Origin of the sequence: Celeribacter sp. (assembly GCF_048270365.1) — a bacterium.
Taxonomy (GTDB): Bacteria; Pseudomonadota; Alphaproteobacteria; order Rhodobacterales; family Rhodobacteraceae; genus Celeribacter.
Genome location: NZ_JBLWTA010000037.1, coordinates 1 through 20,115 on the forward strand (window position 1 = coordinate 1; position 20,115 = coordinate 20,115).

General features: G+C 60.5%; 17 protein-coding genes. 11 read left to right on the forward strand and 6 right to left on the reverse strand.

From position 1 onward, the window contains the following. Window positions 1–388: 388 nt before the first annotated feature. Window positions 389–1,321: a cation diffusion facilitator family transporter gene (locus ACN0X0_RS21215; RefSeq protein ID WP_417280857.1), complete on the forward strand. Its 933-nt coding sequence runs from the start codon at window positions 389–391 to the stop codon at window positions 1,319–1,321. Here ACN0X0_RS21215 and ACN0X0_RS21220 read toward each other — a convergent pair. Continuing rightward, entirely contained in the window at window positions 1,313–2,074 is a 762-nt protein-coding gene (locus tag ACN0X0_RS21220) for a hydroxypyruvate isomerase family protein (RefSeq protein ID WP_417280858.1), read from the reverse strand. The genes ACN0X0_RS21215 and ACN0X0_RS21220 overlap by 9 nt on opposite strands. Before the next feature lie 29 nt (window positions 2,075–2,103). Continuing rightward, window positions 2,104–2,667, reverse strand: a complete 564-nt coding sequence (locus tag ACN0X0_RS21225; RefSeq protein ID WP_417280859.1) for a DUF1285 domain-containing protein — start codon at window positions 2,665–2,667, stop codon at window positions 2,104–2,106. A gap of 110 nt (window positions 2,668–2,777) precedes the next feature. Here ACN0X0_RS21225 and ACN0X0_RS21230 point away from each other — a divergent pair, with 110 nt between their 5' ends. The 4 genes from ACN0X0_RS21230 to ACN0X0_RS21245 are packed head-to-tail and all read left to right on the forward strand — an operon-like array spanning window position 2,778 to window position 9,485. Further along, window positions 2,778–3,782: an AAA family ATPase gene (locus ACN0X0_RS21230; RefSeq protein WP_417280860.1), complete on the forward strand. Its 1,005-nt coding sequence runs from the start codon at window positions 2,778–2,780 to the stop codon at window positions 3,780–3,782. Next, complete coding sequence (locus tag ACN0X0_RS21235; protein ID WP_417280861.1) at window positions 3,779–4,669, forward strand: DUF58 domain-containing protein; 891 nt, start codon at window positions 3,779–3,781, stop codon at window positions 4,667–4,669. The genes ACN0X0_RS21230 and ACN0X0_RS21235 overlap by 4 nt, the downstream gene beginning before the upstream one ends. Further along, window positions 4,669–7,425 (forward strand): DUF4159 domain-containing protein, encoded by a 2,757-nt coding sequence (locus ACN0X0_RS21240; protein WP_417280862.1) that lies wholly within the window; start codon window positions 4,669–4,671, stop codon window positions 7,423–7,425. The genes ACN0X0_RS21235 and ACN0X0_RS21240 overlap by 1 nt, the downstream gene beginning before the upstream one ends. Continuing rightward, the gene (locus ACN0X0_RS21245; RefSeq protein ID WP_417280863.1) at window positions 7,422–9,485 is read left to right on the forward strand and encodes a hypothetical protein; all 2,064 of its coding nucleotides are present in this window, start codon (window positions 7,422–7,424) and stop codon (window positions 9,483–9,485) included. Before ACN0X0_RS21240 ends, ACN0X0_RS21245 begins: the two co-directional genes overlap by 4 nt. A 64-nt stretch (window positions 9,486–9,549) precedes the next feature. On the opposite strand, the gene ACN0X0_RS21250 is transcribed toward ACN0X0_RS21245, so the two are convergent. Together ACN0X0_RS21250 and ACN0X0_RS21255 are read right to left on the reverse strand one after the other, a co-directional pair. Further along, complete coding sequence (locus ACN0X0_RS21250) at window positions 9,550–9,981, reverse strand: DoxX family protein (protein WP_219787348.1); 432 nt, start codon at window positions 9,979–9,981, stop codon at window positions 9,550–9,552. Window positions 9,982–10,166: 185 nt separating this feature from the next. Beyond that, a complete protein-coding gene (locus ACN0X0_RS21255; RefSeq protein ID WP_417264418.1) occupies window positions 10,167–10,736 on the reverse strand; it encodes a carboxymuconolactone decarboxylase family protein in 570 nt (189 codons plus the stop codon). Between the two features lie 115 nt (window positions 10,737–10,851). Here ACN0X0_RS21255 and ACN0X0_RS21260 point away from each other — a divergent pair, with 115 nt between their 5' ends. Next, a complete protein-coding gene (locus ACN0X0_RS21260) occupies window positions 10,852–11,454 on the forward strand; it encodes a TetR/AcrR family transcriptional regulator (protein ID WP_417264419.1) in 603 nt (200 codons plus the stop codon). Here ACN0X0_RS21260 and ACN0X0_RS21265 read toward each other — a convergent pair. Further along, on the reverse strand, window positions 11,451–12,146 hold the full coding sequence (locus ACN0X0_RS21265) for a DUF599 domain-containing protein (RefSeq protein ID WP_417264420.1): 696 nt from the start codon (window positions 12,144–12,146) through the stop codon (window positions 11,451–11,453). The genes ACN0X0_RS21260 and ACN0X0_RS21265 overlap by 4 nt on opposite strands. A gap of 83 nt (window positions 12,147–12,229) precedes the next feature. Here ACN0X0_RS21265 and ACN0X0_RS21270 point away from each other — a divergent pair, with 83 nt between their 5' ends. From ACN0X0_RS21270 to ACN0X0_RS21290, 5 genes are all read left to right on the forward strand, one after another. Further along, window positions 12,230–13,666: an FAD-linked oxidase C-terminal domain-containing protein gene (locus tag ACN0X0_RS21270; protein ID WP_417280864.1), complete on the forward strand. Its 1,437-nt coding sequence runs from the start codon at window positions 12,230–12,232 to the stop codon at window positions 13,664–13,666. Next, window positions 13,663–14,772, forward strand: coding sequence for an FAD-binding protein (locus ACN0X0_RS21275; protein WP_417280865.1), 1,110 nt, complete (start codon window positions 13,663–13,665; stop codon window positions 14,770–14,772). Before ACN0X0_RS21270 ends, ACN0X0_RS21275 begins: the two co-directional genes overlap by 4 nt. Then, the gene (gene glcF, locus ACN0X0_RS21280) at window positions 14,772–16,064 is read left to right on the forward strand and encodes a glycolate oxidase subunit GlcF (protein ID WP_417280866.1); all 1,293 of its coding nucleotides are present in this window, start codon (window positions 14,772–14,774) and stop codon (window positions 16,062–16,064) included. Before ACN0X0_RS21275 ends, glcF begins: the two co-directional genes overlap by 1 nt. A gap of 52 nt (window positions 16,065–16,116) precedes the next feature. After that, window positions 16,117–16,917 (forward strand): trypsin-like serine peptidase, encoded by an 801-nt coding sequence (locus ACN0X0_RS21285; RefSeq protein ID WP_417280867.1) that lies wholly within the window; start codon window positions 16,117–16,119, stop codon window positions 16,915–16,917. Between the two features lie 144 nt (window positions 16,918–17,061). Continuing rightward, window positions 17,062–17,541 carry an Hsp20 family protein gene (locus ACN0X0_RS21290; RefSeq protein ID WP_417280868.1) on the forward strand — a complete coding sequence of 160 codons (480 nt, stop codon included), beginning with the start codon at window positions 17,062–17,064 and terminating at the stop codon, window positions 17,539–17,541. 77 nt (window positions 17,542–17,618) lie between these two features. Here the strand turns inward: ACN0X0_RS21290 and ACN0X0_RS21295 are convergent, their stop codons facing one another. After that, window positions 17,619–19,778, reverse strand: coding sequence for an esterase-like activity of phytase family protein (locus ACN0X0_RS21295; protein ID WP_417280869.1), 2,160 nt, complete (start codon window positions 19,776–19,778; stop codon window positions 17,619–17,621). Window positions 19,779–20,115: the final 337 nt, after the last annotated feature.

The window sequence follows — 20,115 nt, forward strand, 5'->3', positions numbered from 1 at the left end:
GAATAATGGGTTTACAAACATTACAATGTGCGTAAATGCAGATCACATTTTTGGGAGGATTTTATATTTTGATGTGATTTTGCGTGATCATCCACTGAATGCGGCCAATTTCGTTCTGTTTTTGCGCATTGTTTGTTTTTGAACATAAATATGGATTTTGGGGGCTTTTTCTGTGTGCCTTAGTATACAGGTGATCTTTTATTGAGGAATTGACCTGCATAACCTGTGCACATGTGCGGCAATTGAGTGGCGCCGAGCACGGAGATTGCCGGTCTGTTGCGTGAGATTCAGGGGGTCACGAGAACGTCAGACACGCTTCGGATCAACTGATACGCAGCCCCTTTCACTTTCCGCTGGCATTGGCCGCCCGTTGAGGCAGGATGGGCGCATGTCACATGATCATCCCCACGGGCCTCACAGCCATAGCCATCACCATCACATTGACCCGAACGCCGGGGATGCCCGAGTCGCGGGCGCCATTGCGGTCAACCTCCTTTTGACTTTGGCGCAAATCGTCGGCGGTGTGGTGTCAGGCTCCATGGCGTTGATCGCCGATGCGATTCACAATCTGTCCGATGCCATCGCCCTCGTGATCGCGTTCGGCGCGCGCAAGATTGCCCGCAAGCCGCGCGACGGCACCATGACCTTCGGCTACGGCCGTGCCGAAGTCGTCGCCGCCATGGTCAACTACACTTCGTTGATCATCATCTCCGTCTATCTCTTTGCCGAAGGTGTCTCGCGCCTGTTCAACCCGCCGGAAATTGCGGGCTGGACCGTGGTGATCGTGGCGCTCATCGCTTTGATCGTCGATCTGGTGACGGCGGCGCTGACCTATTCAATGTCGAAAGACAGCCTCAACATTCGGGCCGCCTTCCTTCACAACCTCGCCGACGCGGCGACCTCTGTCGCGGTGATCATTGCGGGCGTGGTCATTCTGATCTGGGATTGGCGTCTGATCGACCCGCTTCTGACCATCGCCATCGCTCTTTATATTCTCTGGCAGTCTTTCGCAGAAATCCGCCCGGTGATCCGCATCCTGATGCTCGGCGCGCCGACGGACACCAAGGCCGACGATGTCGCCGTCGCCATGGCGGAGGTCGATGGCGTCGAAGACGTGCACCATATTCACCTGTGGCAGATCGACGAACGCCGCACCTCGGTCGAGGCGCATGTGGTGATTTCGGGGGAGACGACGCCTGTTTTGACCGAGCTGAAAAGCGTGCTGCGCGAGCGGTTCTCCATCGCGCACTCCACGCTGGAGGTCGAAGCCCCCGGCGCGGGCTGTGCCGGAGAGGCCGCCGGAGCGCAGCGCCTAGCTTGACGCCTGTCGGTACCACTCCAGACCATCTTCGGTCCGTGTCTTTGGCGTGTATTCTGCCGAAATCCAGCCCGTGTAGCCGCTCTCATCGACGCGCCGAAAAAACTCCGGAAAATCCACCAGACCTTTGATCGGCTCGTGACGGTCGGGCGGCCCGGCGATCTGGATGTGCCGCACATAGGGCGCGTATGCGTCCCAGGCCGCCATGGCGTCGCCGGTGATGATCTGGGCGTGATAAGCGTCGAATTGCAGGCCGAGGTTCAGCTCCGCCACCTCGTTGAGAATCTCGACAGCCTGATCGAAATCACTGAGGAAATAGCCCGGCATATCGCCCTCATTGATCGGCTCGATCGTGAGGCTCATGTTGGGCGCCTCCTGCGCGGCCCATTTCAAATTGCGCTTGTAGGTCTCAAGCGCCACCACGCCTTTCGCCTTACCCGCCATGATGTGCATATGCGCGGCGCCCAGGAATTCCGCATAGCGGAGCGCGCGTTTGAAGTCGCGTTTGAACCGCTCTTCCAGCCCCGGCACAGCGGCAAAGCCCCGCTCGCCGCCGGTGTAATTCGGCGGCGGCACGTTGATCAGCACCATTTTGAGGTTCAGATCCGCCATGCGTTTCGCGACCTCTGAGGCCGGTTCGTCGTAGGGAAACAGAACCTCCACCGCCTTGAACCCACAGGCTTTCGCCTCGGCAAAGCGTTCGAGGAAGGGATATTCCTTAAACAGAAACGACAGATTGGCGGCGAATTTGGGCATTTAGGTCAGGATGTTTCAGGCAAGGCGATTCAGGCGAGATCAGTCGCTTTGGCGATTTCGAAAAATGTGCCCGCCGACCAGACGCCAAAAACATCCTCGCCGTCAATCTCCTCCGTGACACCATGGTCAACAAGGCGGAAAAAGCTTTTGCGATCAATCAGCGCCTCAAGCCCCGCGCGCACTTCGACATAGGGCGCGGGCTCGCCGTCGCGCGTCTCGACTCGGATCGGATGATCGGCATCGGCCGCCACCGTATCGCCGACCGACGTCTGAAAGGTCAGCTTTTGCGCGGGGCCGGTCCCCTCCACCTCGAAATCCACCGCCAGAAACGGCGCGTCATCGACGGTGATTCCCACCTTTTCGACCGGGGTGACGAGGAAAAACTTGTCGCCCTCGCGTTTCAACACGGTCGAAAACAGCCGCACCAAAGGCGCGCGCCCGATGGGGGTGCCGAGGTAAAACCACGTCCCATCCCGCGCGATCCGCATGTCGAGATCGCCACAAAACGGCGGGTTCCATTTGTCCACCGGCGGCAATCCGCGGGTCTTGGCGGCTTTTACGGCGCTCGCGATGCTTTCTGCGGAAACGGACATGGAAAATCTCCTCTTAAACCTTTTGTCATTTGTGCTTTGCACCTGACACGTTTCTAATAGTGGCATGGTTCGACCCGCTAAGTAAGTGCTTGGCAAGTGAGGAGTATGTGATGACCGAAACCGACCTCGTCGCCGAGATCGAAGCCCTGGGCGCGAAATTGAACGAGGCCAAGGCCTCCATCACCCGCCGCTTCATCGGTCAGGAAACCGTGGTGGATCTGGTGTTGTCCTCCATGCTTTGCGGCGGGCACGCTTTGCTCTTGGGCTTGCCGGGCTTGGGCAAAACCCGCCTTGTCGACACGCTGTCGACCGTCATGGGCCTCAAAGGCGCGCGGGTGCAGTTCACCCCCGATCTCATGCCCGCCGACATTCTTGGTTCCGAAGTGTTGGAAACCGCGCCCGATGGATCGCGCGCCTTTCGCTTCATTGAAGGCCCGGTGTTTTGTCAGCTCCTGCTCGCCGACGAGATCAACCGCGCCAGCCCGCGCACCCAATCCGCGCTCCTGCAGGCGATGCAGGAAAAATCGGTCACCATCGCCGGTCAGCCGCATGATCTCGAGGCGCCGTTTCACGTTCTCGCCACACAAAACCCGCTGGAACAAGAAGGCACCTATCCGCTGCCCGAGGCCCAGCTCGACCGCTTTCTCGTGCAGGTCGACGTCGAATATCCCGACCGCGACACGGAGCGCGATATTCTGATCGCCACCACCGGCGCCGATGAGGACGAGGCCCACGCGGTCTTCACCGCAGACGAGTTGATCCGCGCGCAGGCGCTTCTGCGCAAGATGCCGGTGGGGGAACAGGTGGTAGAGATGATTCTCGATCTCGTCCGCGCCTGTCGTCCCAATGAACCCGAAGCACCCGAGGCCGTGAATGCTTCTGTCGCCTGGGGGCCCGGACCGCGCGCCGCGCAGGCCCTGATGCTCACAACCCGCGCTCGTGCCTTGTTGGATGGCCGTCTCGCGCCCAGCCCCGAAGACGTCTTGGCGATGGCGCGTCCCGTACTTATTCACCGCATGGCTCTGACCTTTGCGGCACGTGCGCGTGGCGATGATCTGGGGGCGATCATTGCGGGCGTCGCCGAGACCGCTCTGAAAGTCCGGTCTGCCGCGTGACCCAGCCCTCTGCTTCTCCCGGCCACAAAGGCCTGCGGGCGCGCGCCGAGTCTCTGAGCGCCCCCTTGCCACCGTTGCAGGCCCGCGCCGAACAGCTCGCGCGCACGCTTCTGATGGGCGGCCACGGGCGGCGGCAATCCGGGATGGGCGATGAGTTCTGGCAATACCGCCCCGCGCAGGCGGGTGACCCGGGGCGCGCGATTGACTGGCGTCGCTCGGGCCGCTCCGACGGGCATTTCGTGCGCGAAAAGGAATGGCAGGCGGCGCAATCGGTGCATCTCTGGGTCGATCTCTCCGCCTCCATGGGGTTTTCATCCGACAAAAACGTGCCGCAGAAATCCGACCGCGCAGCTTTGCTCGCCATGGCCTTGTCGATCCTCTTGATGAAAGGCGGCGAACGGGTGGCTTTGGCCTCTCTCGGCACACCGCCCCGGATCGGATCGCTGCAAATCCGGCGCATTGCCGAAGGGCTGGCGCAGAGCACGGAGGCCGATTACGGCGCCCCCGATGCAACGCTGTTTTTGCCCAACGCCCGCGCCGTCTTCCTGTCCGATTTCCTGGGCCCCATCGAGGCCGTCGAAAAGGCCGTTGCCGCCGCCTCGGATCGCGGTATTTCCGGCATGCTCTACCAAATTCTCGACCCTGCCGAAGAGGCCTTTCCTTATCGCGGGCGCACGGTTTTTACCTCGATGGCCGGGGGGATCATGCATGAAACGCTCCGGGCCTCTGACCTGAAAACCCGCTATCTCGAGCGGCTGGCCGAGCGCAAAGATCGCCTGAGCCAGATCGCCCATCATGCCGGTTGGCGCTTTGCCACGCATCACACGGATCACTCCGATCTCACCGCGCTTTTGTGGCTTTACGAGGCTTTGGAGGGCCCGCGCTGATGTGGATTTTAGGCCCCATCGGGTTTACCGCGCCTTGGGTTTTGCTTGGGCTTTTGGCCCTGCCGATCCTCTGGCTTTTGCTGTGCGCCGTGCCGCCCGCGCCGATCAAGCGCCGCTTTCCGGGCGTGGCGCTTTTGCTGGGTCTCAAGGACGAAGAGGTCGAGGCGGATCGCACGCCTTGGTGGCTACTCCTGCTGCGCATGGTGGCGGTGGCCGCGCTGATCCTCGCCTTTGCGGGTCCGGTTTTGAACCCGCGTGTCGAGCGTGGCGGTTCAGAGGGTCCGCTTTTGGTACTGCTGGACGCAAGCTGGGCCTCCGCATCCGATTGGTCGCTGCGGATGGGGCGCGTGGAGCAGGCGCTGGATGAGGCCGAAGCCGATGGACGCACGGTTTGCATTCTGTCCGCCACTGACCTGCCGACCGAAGGGTGCACCTTTTTGGCGCCCTCTGATTGGCGTCCTCGACTGGCGGGCATCGCACCCGCTCCTTTCGAACCCGACATGGAGGCGCTGAGCGGCGTGATTTCCGTGATGCCCTCGGCGGTCGAAACGCTCTGGCTGTCGGACGGTTTGGCACGCGCCGGACGCGAAGATGTGCTAGCCGATCTCGAAAGCTTCGGCCCGGTGTCCGTTTTCGAAACCGCTCGTGATGTGATGGCGCTTGGGCCTTTGGAACTGACCGACACGGGGATTTCCGTCCCTGTGCTGCGCGCCGATGCGGGCGGGGATCGCGATGTGGTGATCTTGGCGCATGGTCCCGATCCGGCGGGCGTGCCGCGTGTGCTGGACCGGCGCGAGGTCACATTGCCGGGCGGAGAAGCCCGCGTCACAGTGCCATTCGACCTGCCGCCCGAACTGCGCGCGCGGGTCACACGATTTGAAATCGAAGGCCAAAACTCCGCAGGCGCCAAACGTCTCACCGACGACAGTCTCAAACGCCGCGAGGTCGGTCTGGTCGTGGTGCGCGAAGGCGGCGAAGGGCTTCAGCTTTTGTCGCAACTCCACTACCTGCGCGCGGCTTTGGCGGGCGAAGCCGATGTGATCGAGGGCGCTTTGCCGGATCTGATCATGGCCAATCCCGATGTGATCGTCTTGGCTGATGTTGCACAGCTGTCGGGCGGCGAAGTGGCCGATTTGTTGGACTGGCTGAACGACGGCGGCATGTTGTTGCGCTTTGCCGGACCCAATTTGGCAGGCTCCGATGTGGCCCGCGACGAGGACGATCCGCTGATGCCGGTGCGGCTGCGCGCCGGTGGGCGGACGCTGGGCGGTGCGATGAGTTGGGGCGAGCCGAAACGCCTGCGTCCCTTTGCCGAGACCTCGCCCTTTTACGGATTGCCGGTGCCCGAGGACGTGGAGATCAACGCCCAAGTCATGGCCCAGCCCGACCCGGAACTGGCCAACCGCGTGATCGCCACTTTGGAAGACGGCACGCCTTTGGTGACCCGCAAACCCGTGGGCCAAGGGCAGGTCGTTTTGTTCCACGTCACCGCCAATGCTGAATGGTCCACGCTGCCTCTGTCCGGCCTGTTTGTTGAGATGCTCGACCGTCTCGCTGTGACCTCGCGGGCTGCCGTGTTGGAGGAGGATGATCTGGCGGGGCAAAGCCTTCAGCCGGTGCGGGTGATGGATGGGTTCGGGCGTCTCGACGAGGCCGCCGCCATGCCGCCTGTCGCGGGCGAAGAGTTTGTGACGGCGCGCGCGACTAAAGCCACGCCACCGGGGCTTTATCAGGGCCGCGATAGCCTTCGGGCGCTCAATGTGATGGCCGAAGGCGACACTCTTGCGCAGATGCGCTGGCCGTCTGATGTCACGCTTTTGGGCGTCGAAGCCGGGCGCGAACGCCCTCTCGCACCGTTCCTTTTGACGCTGGCTCTGGCGCTTTTGGGCGCGGATCTTTTGGCCTCGCTTTGGCTTTCCGGGCGTCTGTTCGGTGCGCGGGCGCTTCCCATATTGCTCTGCGCGATGCTGATCGCCCCCGATGCCAAAGCCCAAGAGTTGGACGATGATTTCGCCCTGCGTGCCTCGTCTGAACTGGCGCTGGCCTATGTCGAAACCGGCGATGCCGCCTTGGATCGCGTCTCTGAGGCCGGTCTTGCCGGTCTTTCCGACGTCTTGACCATGCGCACCTCCGTCGAGCCGGCGCCGCCCATCGGGATCAACCTCGAGACCGATCCTTTGGGCTTTTTTCCGATGCTTTATTGGCCGGTGACGGCGAGCCAACCGACACCCTCAGCCGCCGCTTACACCAAACTCAACGCCTATCTGCGCACCGGCGGCGTGATCCTTTTCGACACGCGCGATGCCGATGTCGCGGGATTTGGCGCAGCGACGCCAAACGGTACGAAATTGCAAGCGCTTGCCGCCTCTCTCGACATTCCCGCCCTCGAACAAATCCCCGAAGACCACGTGCTCAATCGCGCGTTCTACCTCTTGCGCGAATTTCCCGGCCGTCACGCCGATGGCACGCTTTGGGTCGAGGCCGCCCCCGACAGCGAGCAGGCCGAAGGTATGCCGTTTCGCAATCTCAACGACAATGTCACGCCGGTGATCATCGGCGGGGGCGATTGGGCCTCGGCTTGGGCTTTGGATGAAACCGGCTTTCCGCTTTTGCCGGTGGGGCGCGGGTTGTCCGGTGAGCGCCAGCGCGAATTGTCTTATCGGTTCGGCGTCAATCTGGTGATCTATGTGCTGACCGGCAATTACAAATCCGATCAGGTCCATGTGCCTGCGCTGCTCGACAGGTTGGGCCAATGATCCGAGATCTCACCTTTTCCCCGCTTATCCCCTTGCCTGTGCTGGCCGTTTTGGCCGGGATTGCCTTTGTCCTGATTGTCTTTGCCGCTTGGCGGGGGCTGTCGGGCTGGGCCTTGCGAGCGCTGGCTGCTTTGGGCGTTTTGGCCGCTCTGTCGGGGCCGTCGCTCAAACAGGAAATGCGCGATCCGCTGACCGACATCGTGTTCCTCGTGGTCGACGAAAGCGCCTCGCAAGACCTCTCGAATCGACCAGATCAAATTGAGGCGGCACGCGCCACTTTAGAGGCGCGCATCACTGCCATGCCCAACACGGAGTTGCGCGAGATTACGCTGCGCGATGCGCCGGACAATCGCGGCACGCTGTTGATGACGGCGCTCTCGGAGGCCATGGCCGACGAGCCGCGCGGGCGGTTGGCTGGGGCTGTTCTGCTTTCGGACGGCCAGTTGCACGATGTCGATCTTGCCCCCGATTTTCCTGCTCCTGTGCATCTCATGCTCACAGGCGAGCCACAGGATTGGGACCGTCGTCTGGTCATCGAAAGTGCGCCGAGTTTTGCGATCCTGGACGAGGAGGTCGTGCTGAAACTCCGCGTCGAGGATCAGGGCGCGGTGCCAAATGACGATGCGACCAGCCCGCTTTTGGTCTCCATCGACGGCGAAGCGCCGCAGAGGTTCTCCATCCCCGTCGGGCGGTCTATCGAAGTGCCTTTGATGCTGCCGCATGGCGGCATGAATGTGATCCAATTCACCCTGCCCGAAGCGGACCGAGAGCTGACCACCCGCAACAATTCCGCCATGGTTCAGATCAACGGCGTGCGGGATCGGCTACGTGTTTTGTTGGTCTCCGGCGAGCCGCACAATGGCGAACGCACTTGGCGCAACCTGTTGAAATCCGACCCGTCCGTTGATCTCGTCCACTTCACCATTCTGCGCCCGCCCTCGAAACAGGACGGTGTGCCGGTCACGGAACTGTCGCTCATCGCTTTCCCGACGCGGGAGCTGTTCATGGAGAAGGTCGAGGATTTCGATCTGATCATCTTCGACCGTTACAAATTGCGCGGCATCCTGCCCGCCTCCTACCTCGACAACATCGCGCGCTACGTGGAAAACGGCGGCGCAGTGCTGTTTGCTGCTGGCCCCGATTTTGCCACTGCCGACAGCATCTATCGCTCGCCTTTGGCGCGGGTCATTCCGGTCTCCCCCACCGGCCGCGTGATCGAAGATGCCTACCTGCCGCGCCTCACCGATCTGGGCGCGCGCCACCCGGTAACCGAGGGCTTGGGCGGGTTGCGCTTTGCCGAGGATGAGCCGGGATGGGGCCGGTGGTTCCGTCAGGTCGAGCTTGAACCCGATGAACAGGGCGAAACGGTGATGTCCGGCCTCGATGGGCGACCTTTGTTGGTGCTCGACCGGGTCGGCGAAGGCCGTGTGGCGGTGCTTGGCTCCGATCATGCGTGGCTTTGGACACGGGGCGTCGAGGGTGGCGGGCCGCAACTTGAACTGCTCCGCCGTCTGGCCCATTGGATGATGAAGGAACCAGAGCTGGAAGAAGAAGCACTGACCGCCACCGCCGAAGGCAATACGCTGACAATCACCCGGCGCAGCCTCACCGAGGGCGAGCGTTCCGTGACCGTCGAAGCGCCGGATGGCACTGTGTCCATCGTGCCGATGGAAGAGATCGCGCCGGGCCGCTATGTGGCCGAGGTCACCGGCGGTGAGATGGGACTCTATCGTCTGTCCGAAGGCGATCAGACCGCCGTCATGGTGCTTGGCCCCTCCGCACCGCGTGAGTTCGAGGAAACCATTGCGACCGGCGACAAACTGGCCTCGGTGATCCGCGCCTCGGGCGGCGGAACCTTTGCGCTCTCCGATGGGGTGCCGCGTCTGCGTCTGGTCGAAGAGGGCCGCGTCGCCGCAGGCCGTGGTTGGTTCGGCATCACTCCGCGCGAGGCTTACGTGACGCAATCGACCCGGCTCTCGCCTCTCCTTCCCGGCTGGGTCTGGCTGGTGCTGTTGGCCGGGCTGTCAGTGGCGGCTTGGTTGCGCGAAGGTCGCAGGTAACGAGCACACACACAGAAACGGCCCCGATCATCATCGAGGCCGTTTTCAGGTTTGAGCGAAGCGCTCAGTGCGTCAGAGCCAGTGCGCCGCCACCCAGCAGGACTTGAACGAACAGAGCCACCGCCCAGAATGCCGGATATTCCCAGCCGCCGTTCTCATTGGTGAACCAGAAGCCGTTTTTGCCGTGAGCAAGGATGGCTGCGCCCAGCAAAGTCGGGATCAAGAGCAAAGCGACGAGGCTTGTTTGGAAACCCACGATCAGGGCGATGCCACCCAGCGTTTCAGCGGCGATGGTGATGTAGGCAAACCAGCCCGGAACACCCAGAGAGGCGAAGAAACCAGCCGCCCCTTTGGGGGTGAAGATGAAGTATTTCAGGTAAGCGTGGGCCAGGAACAGCCCGCCAAGGGAGACGCGGAGCAGCAGAGCAGCGAGTGCGATTGCGGTGACAGAGCCAGCGCCAGCGAAGCTCAGGAGATTGGAAGAAAGGTCGATCATTGTCTTGTCCTCGTTCAGAGCCGCGATGTGCGGCGTTTCGTTGAGGAGAGGTATATTGCTGGTCGATTTGGTTTGATATGGCGAAGATGTTGAATAACTTTCCTTATATTGTTCTTAAAATGGCAGAGGGGCGGCTTTTACGCCGCCCCTCCCCAAAAAATTACACCAGCGATCACACCGGAAAATCACACCAGCGCGGGCGAGGCTTTTTCCCAGGCAAAGGCCTGCATCGCCGGATCGACCGGCGTTTGCGCGATGGCATTGGTGTAATTCGACATCACCTTTTGTGCCGTCCCGACCAGCACTTCGAGGATTTGCCGCTTGGTATAGCCCGCGTCGAGAAAGGCCTGCATCTGGTCTTGCGTGACATTCCCACGCTGACGCACGATCTGAAGCGTGAACGTCCTAAGCGCCTCAAGATGCGCCGTCGGCAGAGGCGTTTCATCGCGCAGAGCATTGGTGATGGCGTCATCCACCTTCATCTTTTTCGCGATGCCGGTGTGGCCGGGCACGCAATAATGGCATTCGTGTTCGACATTGATGGTCTGCCAAATCACCGTCAGTTCATCCTTGTCAAAGGTGGTTTCGGTCATAAATGTATGATGGAGCTGCCAATAGGATTTCGCGAGCGCCGGTGCTTCTGCCATGACGGCGATGAGGCCGGAGACGCGACCGAAGGCGGATTTCACCTCCTCCATCGTGGCGCGGCTTTCTTCGGGAGCGGTGTCAATCGTGTGGGCGGTAAAGTCGATCATGGTCGGTCCTTTTGATTCTTGAGCGAATGCTCAATTAAGATGTGACCTGACATTAGTTTACTTGAGTGACCACTCAATATATATTTTGAGCGATCACTCAAATTTGAGGCGAAAGATGGCGAGACAGGCAACATATGACCGCGACAAGGTGCTCAAATCCGCGATGGACCTGTTCTGGGCCAAGGGGTTTCATGCCACCTCGCTGAAAGATCTGGAGAACGCGCTCGATATGCGCCCCGGCTCGATTTACGCCGCTTTCGGATCGAAAGAGGGGCTCTATGCCGAGGCGTTACGGCTCTATTCGGGGCGCACGCAGGCGGGGCTGGCGGAGGTCATGGCGGAGGGCGGCTCAAAGCTCAAAGGCATCGCGGATTACATCCGTTTGCTGGGCGGTCAAAGGCGGGCTGAGGTGCCGTCTCGCGCCTGTATGCTGGTCAAAACCATTCTGGAAATGCCCGATGACGACCCGAACCTGCGAGGCCTCGCCGAAGATTTGATCGACCAAATGGAAGCGGCCCTGACCGAGGTTCTGCGCCAAGCGCAGACAGAGGGCGAATTGCCCGCAAGCACCGATCCGGTGCGGCTCGCAGGGCAGATTCAGACACAGCTGATCGGCTTGCGCGCCTATGCGCAGCGGATTCATGCGGAGGGTCGCGTCGCGCAGGTCGCCGAAGACATCGCGCAGGGCATTGAGGCCCTCTCCGTCAAAGCGGCTTAAACCTCTTCGCGCATCAAAATGCGTCGGGAGGTCGAGGCAAATTCGCGGCGCAGCATGATGAAGATCACCAAACTGCCGCCGATCAAAAGCCCGACCGGCCCCAACAGCCACGACAGCGCGCCAAGCGCGAAATAGATGCCGCGAATGCCGGCGTTGAACGCGCGCGCTGCGGTGATGTTTAACTCGCCCGCCTTGTGCGCACGCGGCAGGGCCTGTGGATCGGCCTCATCATTGCTGACCGAGGCCATGATCACGCCGCAATAACCGAACAGCCGGTTCGACCAGATGAATTTTAGGAACGCGTTGGTGATAAAGAACAGCGCCAAAAGGATTTTCACCTCCCAGATGATCTTGGGCGCATCCAACGCCAGATCGCTGGCCACGTCGCTCAAACGTTCCGCATTCGAAATCGCCGCCAAGCCGCCGCCAATCGCAATGAGACAGGCAGAGGCCAGAAAGCTTGTGCCTTCACGCAGGGTTGCCAGCACGGTCGCATCGAAAATCCGCGGCTTGCGGGTGATCATATGGACCATCCACTCGCGCCGATAATCGGCGACCAGCACGGAGGTAGAGACGCGTTTTTTCGGCGGGTTCTCGATCACATATCCCAAAATTCCCCAGGCCGAGATCAGGTAGATCACGGCGAGACCATCGAGCAGGGAGAAATATCGAAGCTGATCAAAGAGTTCCATGGGCGCAGCATTACGCAAACCCACCGCGCTTGTCACATCTAAAAATTGGTTATAAAAATTGACCAATAGGGGAGAAAAGCGCCATGGATATGCCTGCACCAAAGCCGGAGATTCTCCGTCGCAAATCGGAACTCGCCACGCGTCTGCGAACGGTTCTGTCCGAGGATGCGCTGATTGACGCGCCCGAAGAGCTCAAGGCCTATGAATGCGATGCGCTGACGGCCTATCGCTGTCCGCCACTTTTGGCGGTGCTGCCGGAGACCACGGAAGAGGTTTCAAAGGTCATGGCGATCTGCCACGAGATGGGCGTGCCGGTGGTGCCGCGCGGCGCGGGAACATCGCTGGCCGGCGGCGCCTTGCCCTCGGAAGATGCCGTGATCTTGGGCGTCGCGCGGCTGCGCGATGTGGTGGAGATCAACACCTCTGACCGCTACATCCGCGTGCAAACCGGCATGACCAACCTCGCCGTGACGGCGGCGGTTGAGGATGAGGGCTTTTTCTACGCGCCTGACCCATCAAGCCAATTGGCCTGCGCCATCGCGGGCAATATCGCGATGAATTCCGGCGGCGCGCATTGCCTCAAATACGGGGTAACGACGAACAATCTTTTGGGTGTCACCATGGTGATGGCCGATGGCGAAGTGGTCGAGATCGGCGGCGCCGAACTGGACGCGGGCGGGCTCGATATTCTGGGCCTGATCTGCGGCTCCGAGGGGCAGTTGGGCGTGGTCACCGAAGCCACCCTGCGTATCCTGCCGAAACCCGAAGGCGCGCGACCTGTGTTGTTTGGCTTCGACAGCAACGAAGTCGCGGGGGCATGTGTCGCGGACATCATCCGCTCGGGGCTGATCCCGGTGGCGATCGAGTTCATGGACCGGCCGATCATTCGCGCCACCGAAGAGTTCGCAGGCGCGGGGTATCCCGATTGCGAGGCGCTTTTGATCGTCGAGGTGGAGGGCTCTGATCAGGAGATCAACGATCAACTGGCACGGATCATCGAGATTGCCACGCGACACAATCCGGTCGCGATCCGCGAAAGCCAAAGCGCAGAAGAAAGCACGCGGATTTGGTTGGGCCGCAAGTCCGCCTTTGGCGCCATGGGGCAACGGGGCGACTATATTTGCCTCGATGGCACAATCCCGGTTGGCGCACTGCCCACCGTGCTCAAACGCATCGCAGAACTTGGCGTCGAGCATGGCCATATGGTCGGCAATGTGTTTCACGCCGGTGACGGCAATATGCATCCGCTCATTCTTTATAATGCCAATGAGCCGGGACAATTGGAAAGCGCCGAGCGGCTGGGCGCGGAGATTTTGAAGCTTTGCGTCGATGCAGGGGGCTGTCTCACCGGGGAACATGGCGTGGGCGTGGAGAAACGCGAATTGATGACGCATCAGTTTGCGCCCGCCGATTTGGAAGCGCAGATGGCGGTGAAGGATGTGTTTGATCCGAAATGGATTTTGAACCCTGCGAAGGTGTTTCCGCTGGATATCAGCGCCTCGCGGAGGGGGGAGGCATGAGTATTTTGACAGCAAAGGAAACTGCGAAAAGCGAAGCTGAATTGGTTGAGAGCATCCGAGGCGCCGGACCGTTTGTCATCGAAGGCGGCGGGACGCGGCGGATTGGCGTAACCGAGGGAGAGCCCCTGTCCACGCGGGGGCTGAGCGGCGTGACGCTTTATGAGCCGGGGACGCTGACTTTGGTGGCACAGGCGGGCACGCCTTTGAGCGAGATTGATGCGCTTTTGGCCTCAGAGCGGCAAAGGTTGGCCTTTGACGTACCGGATCTGCGCGGACTTTTGGGACGTGAGGGCGAGAGCACGCTTGGCGGTGTCGTCGCCACGAATGCCTCCGGACCACGGCGCGTGGCGGTGGGGGCCTGTCGCGATTTTTGCCTTGGCGTGCGCTTTATAGATGGGCGCGGCGAGGTGGTCAAAAACGGCGGTCGGGTGATGAAGAATGTCACCGGGCTTGATCTTGTGAAACTCATGGCCGGAAGCCACGGCAGGCTGGGCGTGATGACGGAGGTGAGCCTCAAGGTGCAACCTTTGCCTGAGACCACGGTGACGCTGGCGGTGCCGGGATGTGATGCGGCGGAGGCGATTGCGATCCTGTCCCAGTTGTTGGGCCAGCCATACGACCTGACCGGCGCGGCGTGGCAAAATGATGAGGTTTTGCTGCGGTTAGAGGGCTTTGAGACCTCGCTGCGCTACCGTGTGGATCGCATGAAGGCGCTCTTGCAGCTTGATGTTCTGGAGCATTGGGGTGTGGAAGCCTGTGAGCCGATTTGGCGCGACATTCGGGATGTTCGGGCGTTTCATGGCAGGTCGGGGGATGTCTGGTCGGTCTCGGTGAAGCCTTCGGAAGCCGTGCGTTTGGTTCAAGCCGTGCAACCCGAGGATGTCATCTTTGACTGGGGCGGCAATCGGCTTTGGCTTTTGACCGAGCCGGGCACGGATGTGCGTACAAAGATGACCAGCGGCCATGCGACATTGGTGCGAGCCTCTGACGAGACCAAGCGCCAACTTGGCGTGTTCCCTTTGCAATCCCCCGCACTTGAACGGATCAGCGCAGGCTTGAGGCAAAGATTTGATCCTGAAGGCAAATTCAACAGAGGCATGTGCTGATGCAGACGAATTTCACGCCAGAGCAGCTCAGCGATCCCGGGATCAAACGCGCCAATGAAATCCTGCGCGCCTGTGTCCATTGCGGGTTCTGTACCGCGACCTGTCCGACCTATGCGGTGTTGGGCGACGAGTTGGATAGTCCGCGCGGGCGGATTTATCTGATCAAGGATATGTTGGAAAACGACCGGCCTGCGGATGCCAAGATCGTCAAGCATTTGGATCGTTGCCTGTCCTGTCTGGCCTGTATGACGACCTGTCCGTCGGGGGTGCATTACATGCATCTGATCGACCATGCGCGGGTGCATGTCGAGAAAACCTACAAACGTCCCCTGATGGATCGTCTCCTGCGCTGGACGCTCGCGAAAATCCTGCCCTATCCGGGGCGGTTTCGGGTGGCTTTGCTGGGGGCGAAGATCGTGAAACCTTTGCGCCATATGATGCCCGATCCACGGCTGAAAGCGATGCTAGAGATGGCGCCCGCCCGCATTCCGGCCCCGTCGCGCAATGACGACGCGCAGGTGTTTTCCGCGAAAGGCGCACGTAAAATGCGCGTCGCTTTAATGACGGGCTGCGCGCAAAAGGCGCTGGATACGGACATCAACGATGCGACGATCCGGCTTTTGACGCGGCTCGGTTGCGAGGTTGTGGTCGCAAAAGGCGCGGGCTGTTGCGGGGCGATCACCCATCACATGGGCAAGGAGGCGGACGCGCACGGAACGGCCGCGAAAAACATCCGCGCTTGGATGCGAGAGATCAATGGCGAGGGGCTGGATGCCATCGTGATCAACACTTCGGGCTGTGGTACGACCGTGAAGGATTACGGCCATATGTTCCGCAGCTCTGAGCTGGCCGAAGAGGCGGCGCAGGTTGCCGCGCTGGCCAGGGATGTCTCCGAAGTGTTGATGCAGCTCGAGCTGCCGGAAGGCCAACAGGACCTCAAAGTCGCCTATCACGCCGCCTGTTCGCTGCAACACGGCCAACAGATCAAGACCCATCCCAAAACGCTTTTGAAACGCGTCGGCTTCGAGGTGGTCGAGCCGCAGGACAGCCATCTGTGTTGTGGATCGGCCGGCACCTACAACCTGTTGCAGCCCGAGCTGTCAAAAAACCTGAAAGAGAGGAAAATCAAAACTTTATCGGCGAAGTCCCCAGATGTGGTGGCTGCGGGCAATATTGGCTGCATCATGCAGATCGGATCGGGGATGAATGTGCCGGTGGTGCACACCGTCGAATTGCTCGATTGGGCAACAGGTGGCCCAAAACCGCCCAAATTGTTCTCGAATCGGTCATAATCCCGCCTTGAACCCTCTATACCTCGAGAGGGCACAGGACTTGAGGACCGCCATGAGAAAATTGCTGACCATCTTCTTTATCCTCCTCATGGCAGGACAGGCGCAGGCGGACAGCAAGCTTAAGGCCTTTCAAACCGGCGATGACAGCCGCGGGTGGGAGGCCGTCGGGCGTCTCGATTTTGCCGGGCGCAGTTTCTGCACCGGGGCTCTGATCACCGAAACGCTGGTCCTGACCGCCGCGCATTGCATGTTCGACATTGACAACCACAAGCCGCACAAACCTCAGGACATCACCTTCAAGGCCGGGTGGCGCAATGGTCAGGCGCAGGCTTACCGTGCCGCCAAGGCGATCTACGTGCATCCGGAATTCGCGCTCAATTCCGGCGATCTTCATGATCGTCTGGTGCACGACGTGGCGCTGATCGAGTTGGACCGTCCGGTGCGCACCACCTCTGTGCGGCCTTTCGCGATCTCTGCGCGTCCGGAAAAAGGTCAGTCCGTGGGCGTTGTCTCCTATGCACATGATCGCGCGGAAACGCCGTCCTTGCAGGAAGTCTGTCATGTGATGGCGCGTCAAGGTGGTGTGCTTGTGACCTCTTGCGAGGTGGATTTCGGCTCCTCCGGGGCGCCGATTTTCGATATGTCCGGACCTACGCCGCGCATTGTGTCTGTGGTCTCCGCCAAGGCGCAATTCCGGGGCGGGCGTGTGTCTGTTGGCACCTCTCTCGATGGCGCGCTGTCTGATCTCTTGCAAATGGCCTCCAACGGGAAAAGCCATTTTCAAAAGGCCAGCAATGAGCCCTTGCCCGCATTGTCCCAGACAGAATTCGTCGTGGGCGTCACAGGTCACTGAACGGCGCGGGGCCTCGTGCCCTCTTGAAACCGCAAAAGCCGATCCCCAGATTCCTGATGTCGGACGCCTCTTTTGGGTCCGGCATGTCGCCTGTCCGCGCGTCGGAAGGCATCACATTTTGGAATCGCTCACTGGAGGATACCCATGCGTAACTTTGATCTTGCACCGCTCTACCGTGCCACCGTCGGCTTCGATCAAATCGCCGATCTGATGGACCGCGTTCTGACCCAAGAGGTCAGCCAGCCCAGCTACCCGCCCTATAATATCGAGAAAACCTCCGACGACGCCTGGCGCATCTCGCTCGCCGTGGCCGGGTTCTCGACCGAAGACATTGCCATCGAACAGCGTGAAAACGCGCTGGTGATCACCGCGCGCAAAGCCGATGGCGAGGCAGAAAAGGCCAAGACCTATCTCCATCGCGGCATCGCCACCCGCGCCTTCGAACGCCGCTTTACGCTTGCCGAACATGTGCGTGTGACCGGCGCGTCCCATGAAAATGGCATGCTCCATATCGACCTGAAACGCGAAGTGCCCGAGGCGCTCAAACCGCGCCGGATCGAAATTGCCGGACCGAACACGGTCGAAACCAAAGTGATCGAGAGCGACCCGACCACCGAGGTCTGATCTTTTTCGTGATCAAAATACTCAAATAAAAACGCCCGCCAAATCGGCGGGCGTCTCTGTTTGTCGCTGTGTGGAGCTTACTCGACAGAGCCGATGGACCAGAAGAAGGTCTCGCCCGAGCTGTCATCCACACCGTCGTTGTCGGTGGAGACGAACATCTCGCCGTCCTTAGTGATCGCGAGGCCTTCGATCTTGTCGACCACATAGCCGCCGAAGGATTTCAGATCCGGGATCAGGTCGCGAACCTCTTCCTTGGAGACCACCGGAAGCTCTCCGCCCAAAGGCGCAGGCACCATTTCGGAGGCCGGGATGCGGTAGATTTTCTTGGTCACGGCGTTCGCACCGATTTGGTTGTCGCGCTCGATGACGTAGAAGTAATCCCCATGCGCGACGATCTCCGACAGGCCGACCCAGCCCGCGTCCGGCGCGGCTTTCGGATAGGAGACGGCGCCCCATTCCTCGGTTTCAAGGTTATAGGCGACGAGTTTGACGGTGTTCTTCGCGTCATCGCCCCATTCGCGCTGCACAGCCATCCAAAGCGTGTCGCCGACCTTGGTGATGCCCTCAAAACCAAAGCGTGTCTCGACGGCCATCAGTTCGGCGGGCAGGCCGATCTCATCCTTGATCTCACCATCCGCGTTCACATGATAGAGCGCATGTGGGATCACGCGGTCGGTGCGGCCCTCGGAGGCGACCCAGAACCCGCCTTCGCCATCGAGCGTGATGCCTTCCATATCGAGTTTCTGTGCGGCATCGCCATTGGCACGCACAACGCGCAGGGCCTTGGTGATGCGGGCCGGTTTCGCGGAGGGATCAATGGTGAAGATCGTCGGCTGATAGCCATAAAAGCTGTCGTTGACGGCGTAGATCATGCCGTCGTCCCCTGCGACCATGCCAGAAATAGCCCCCCAACCGATCAGCTCATTCGCGCCCTCAGAGGTCAGCGTCGGATACATCGCCTCGCCCTCGGCGCGCTCAAAAATCATGACATGGGCGCGCACGCCGCCATCCTCGATGAGATCGGTCTCATTGGCGGAGATCAACAGGTTGCGCGACGGAATCGTCACATAGCCTTCCGGCCCGATGCCCGAGGGCAAAAGCTGTTCCAGCACCGGTGCGGTGAGGTCAGACACGTTGTAGACGCCCACGGCAGAGCCGCGCTCGGAGCCGACGAAAACATAAGGCGTGCCGTCGAACACGGCGGTTTCGATGCTCTCGGGCTCAACGCCTTTGGCGTCGGAGCGTTTGTCCGGGTAGTGGCCGATTTGCACGAGCGCATGTTCGAACGATGCGCCACTCTCAAAGACGACAGAGCCGTCCTTGTTGAAAATCGTCCAGCCGCGCGAGCCGCCGTCCATGTCGCCCTCGTTGGCGATGGCAAAATGGTCGTCGTCGATCCATTTCACCGCATCGGGTTCGCGTTTGCGGCCCAGTTGCTCATCGGTAAAGATCAGCGCGCCGCGTTCATCCACGGTGTCGATCCCGATCAGGTCCACAGTGCCTGCGGAGAAATGGTTCAGGACCTCACCGTCTTTGGAGATCACCATCAGGTGGTTGTTCTCCTGAAGCGTCATGACGGTTTCGCCAAGCGTGTTGATGTCCACGAATTCCGGCTCCGGGTCTTCTGGCGAAATCTCGGTCAGGCCGGTCATCTCGACGGATTTGACGTCGGAACAACCGCTCTCGGTCACGGATACCATATCCAGGAAACCCGCGGGCATCTGACCGGTACGACCGTCGCCCAAGTCTTCGTCGCGCTCGTTCTCGATGGCTACGGACACGAAAGACCCGTCTTTCGACACGGCGATCGAGTCGGGCTGACCGCCCAGATCGCACGACCCGATGATTTCCATCTTCGCCATGTCGACGACGACGAGCTGGCCGGAGGTGTTGACGTAATCCTCAGAGGTGTTCACGCCGACATAGGCCGTCATGCCGCGCACGGTGACTGAGGTCGGCTCGCCCGGCATCTCGATGTTGCCAAGCGCCTTCGGGGCTTTCGGATCGGTGATGTCGATGAGGCCAACGACGCCCAGCGGGCTGTCGGTGTAGATCAGCGTCATGCCGTCTTCCGAGGCGGCGATGATCTCGGCGGAGGTTTCGCGCGCACGGTCCTCGCCCTCGGCCATATTGTCCGGCGTGGCGAAAGAGGCGATGCGGTTGAAGGTCATATCGGCAGAGGCCCCGGTCGCACAAAGCGCCAGAGCAGAGGCCGCAAGCAGCAGGTTCTTTTTCATGAGACGTCCCTCGTCAGTATCTGTGCGCGCGGTGTGACGAAGGGGAATGTCGTTCGGGTGACGGTTTTGTATCCGTTTTGTAACCGCGCGTCTTTGCGGGGGATTCTGGCGCGATCATGCCTCGCTTGGCCACGTCTCGTTTGGTCTAAAACTCGCGGTTTCCGGTCTAAATCCACTGATATTCCGATTTTATGTTCAAAAAGGAACAGTGTGGAGAATTGTGAGGGGGGAGAGGTGTTTCGCCTCTATTTGTGCATGAAATGTTAAAAATTTCCCGAGATCACATCTTTTTTGATGTGCAAATATAAACATTATACTGGTCAAAACTTGTATCTAT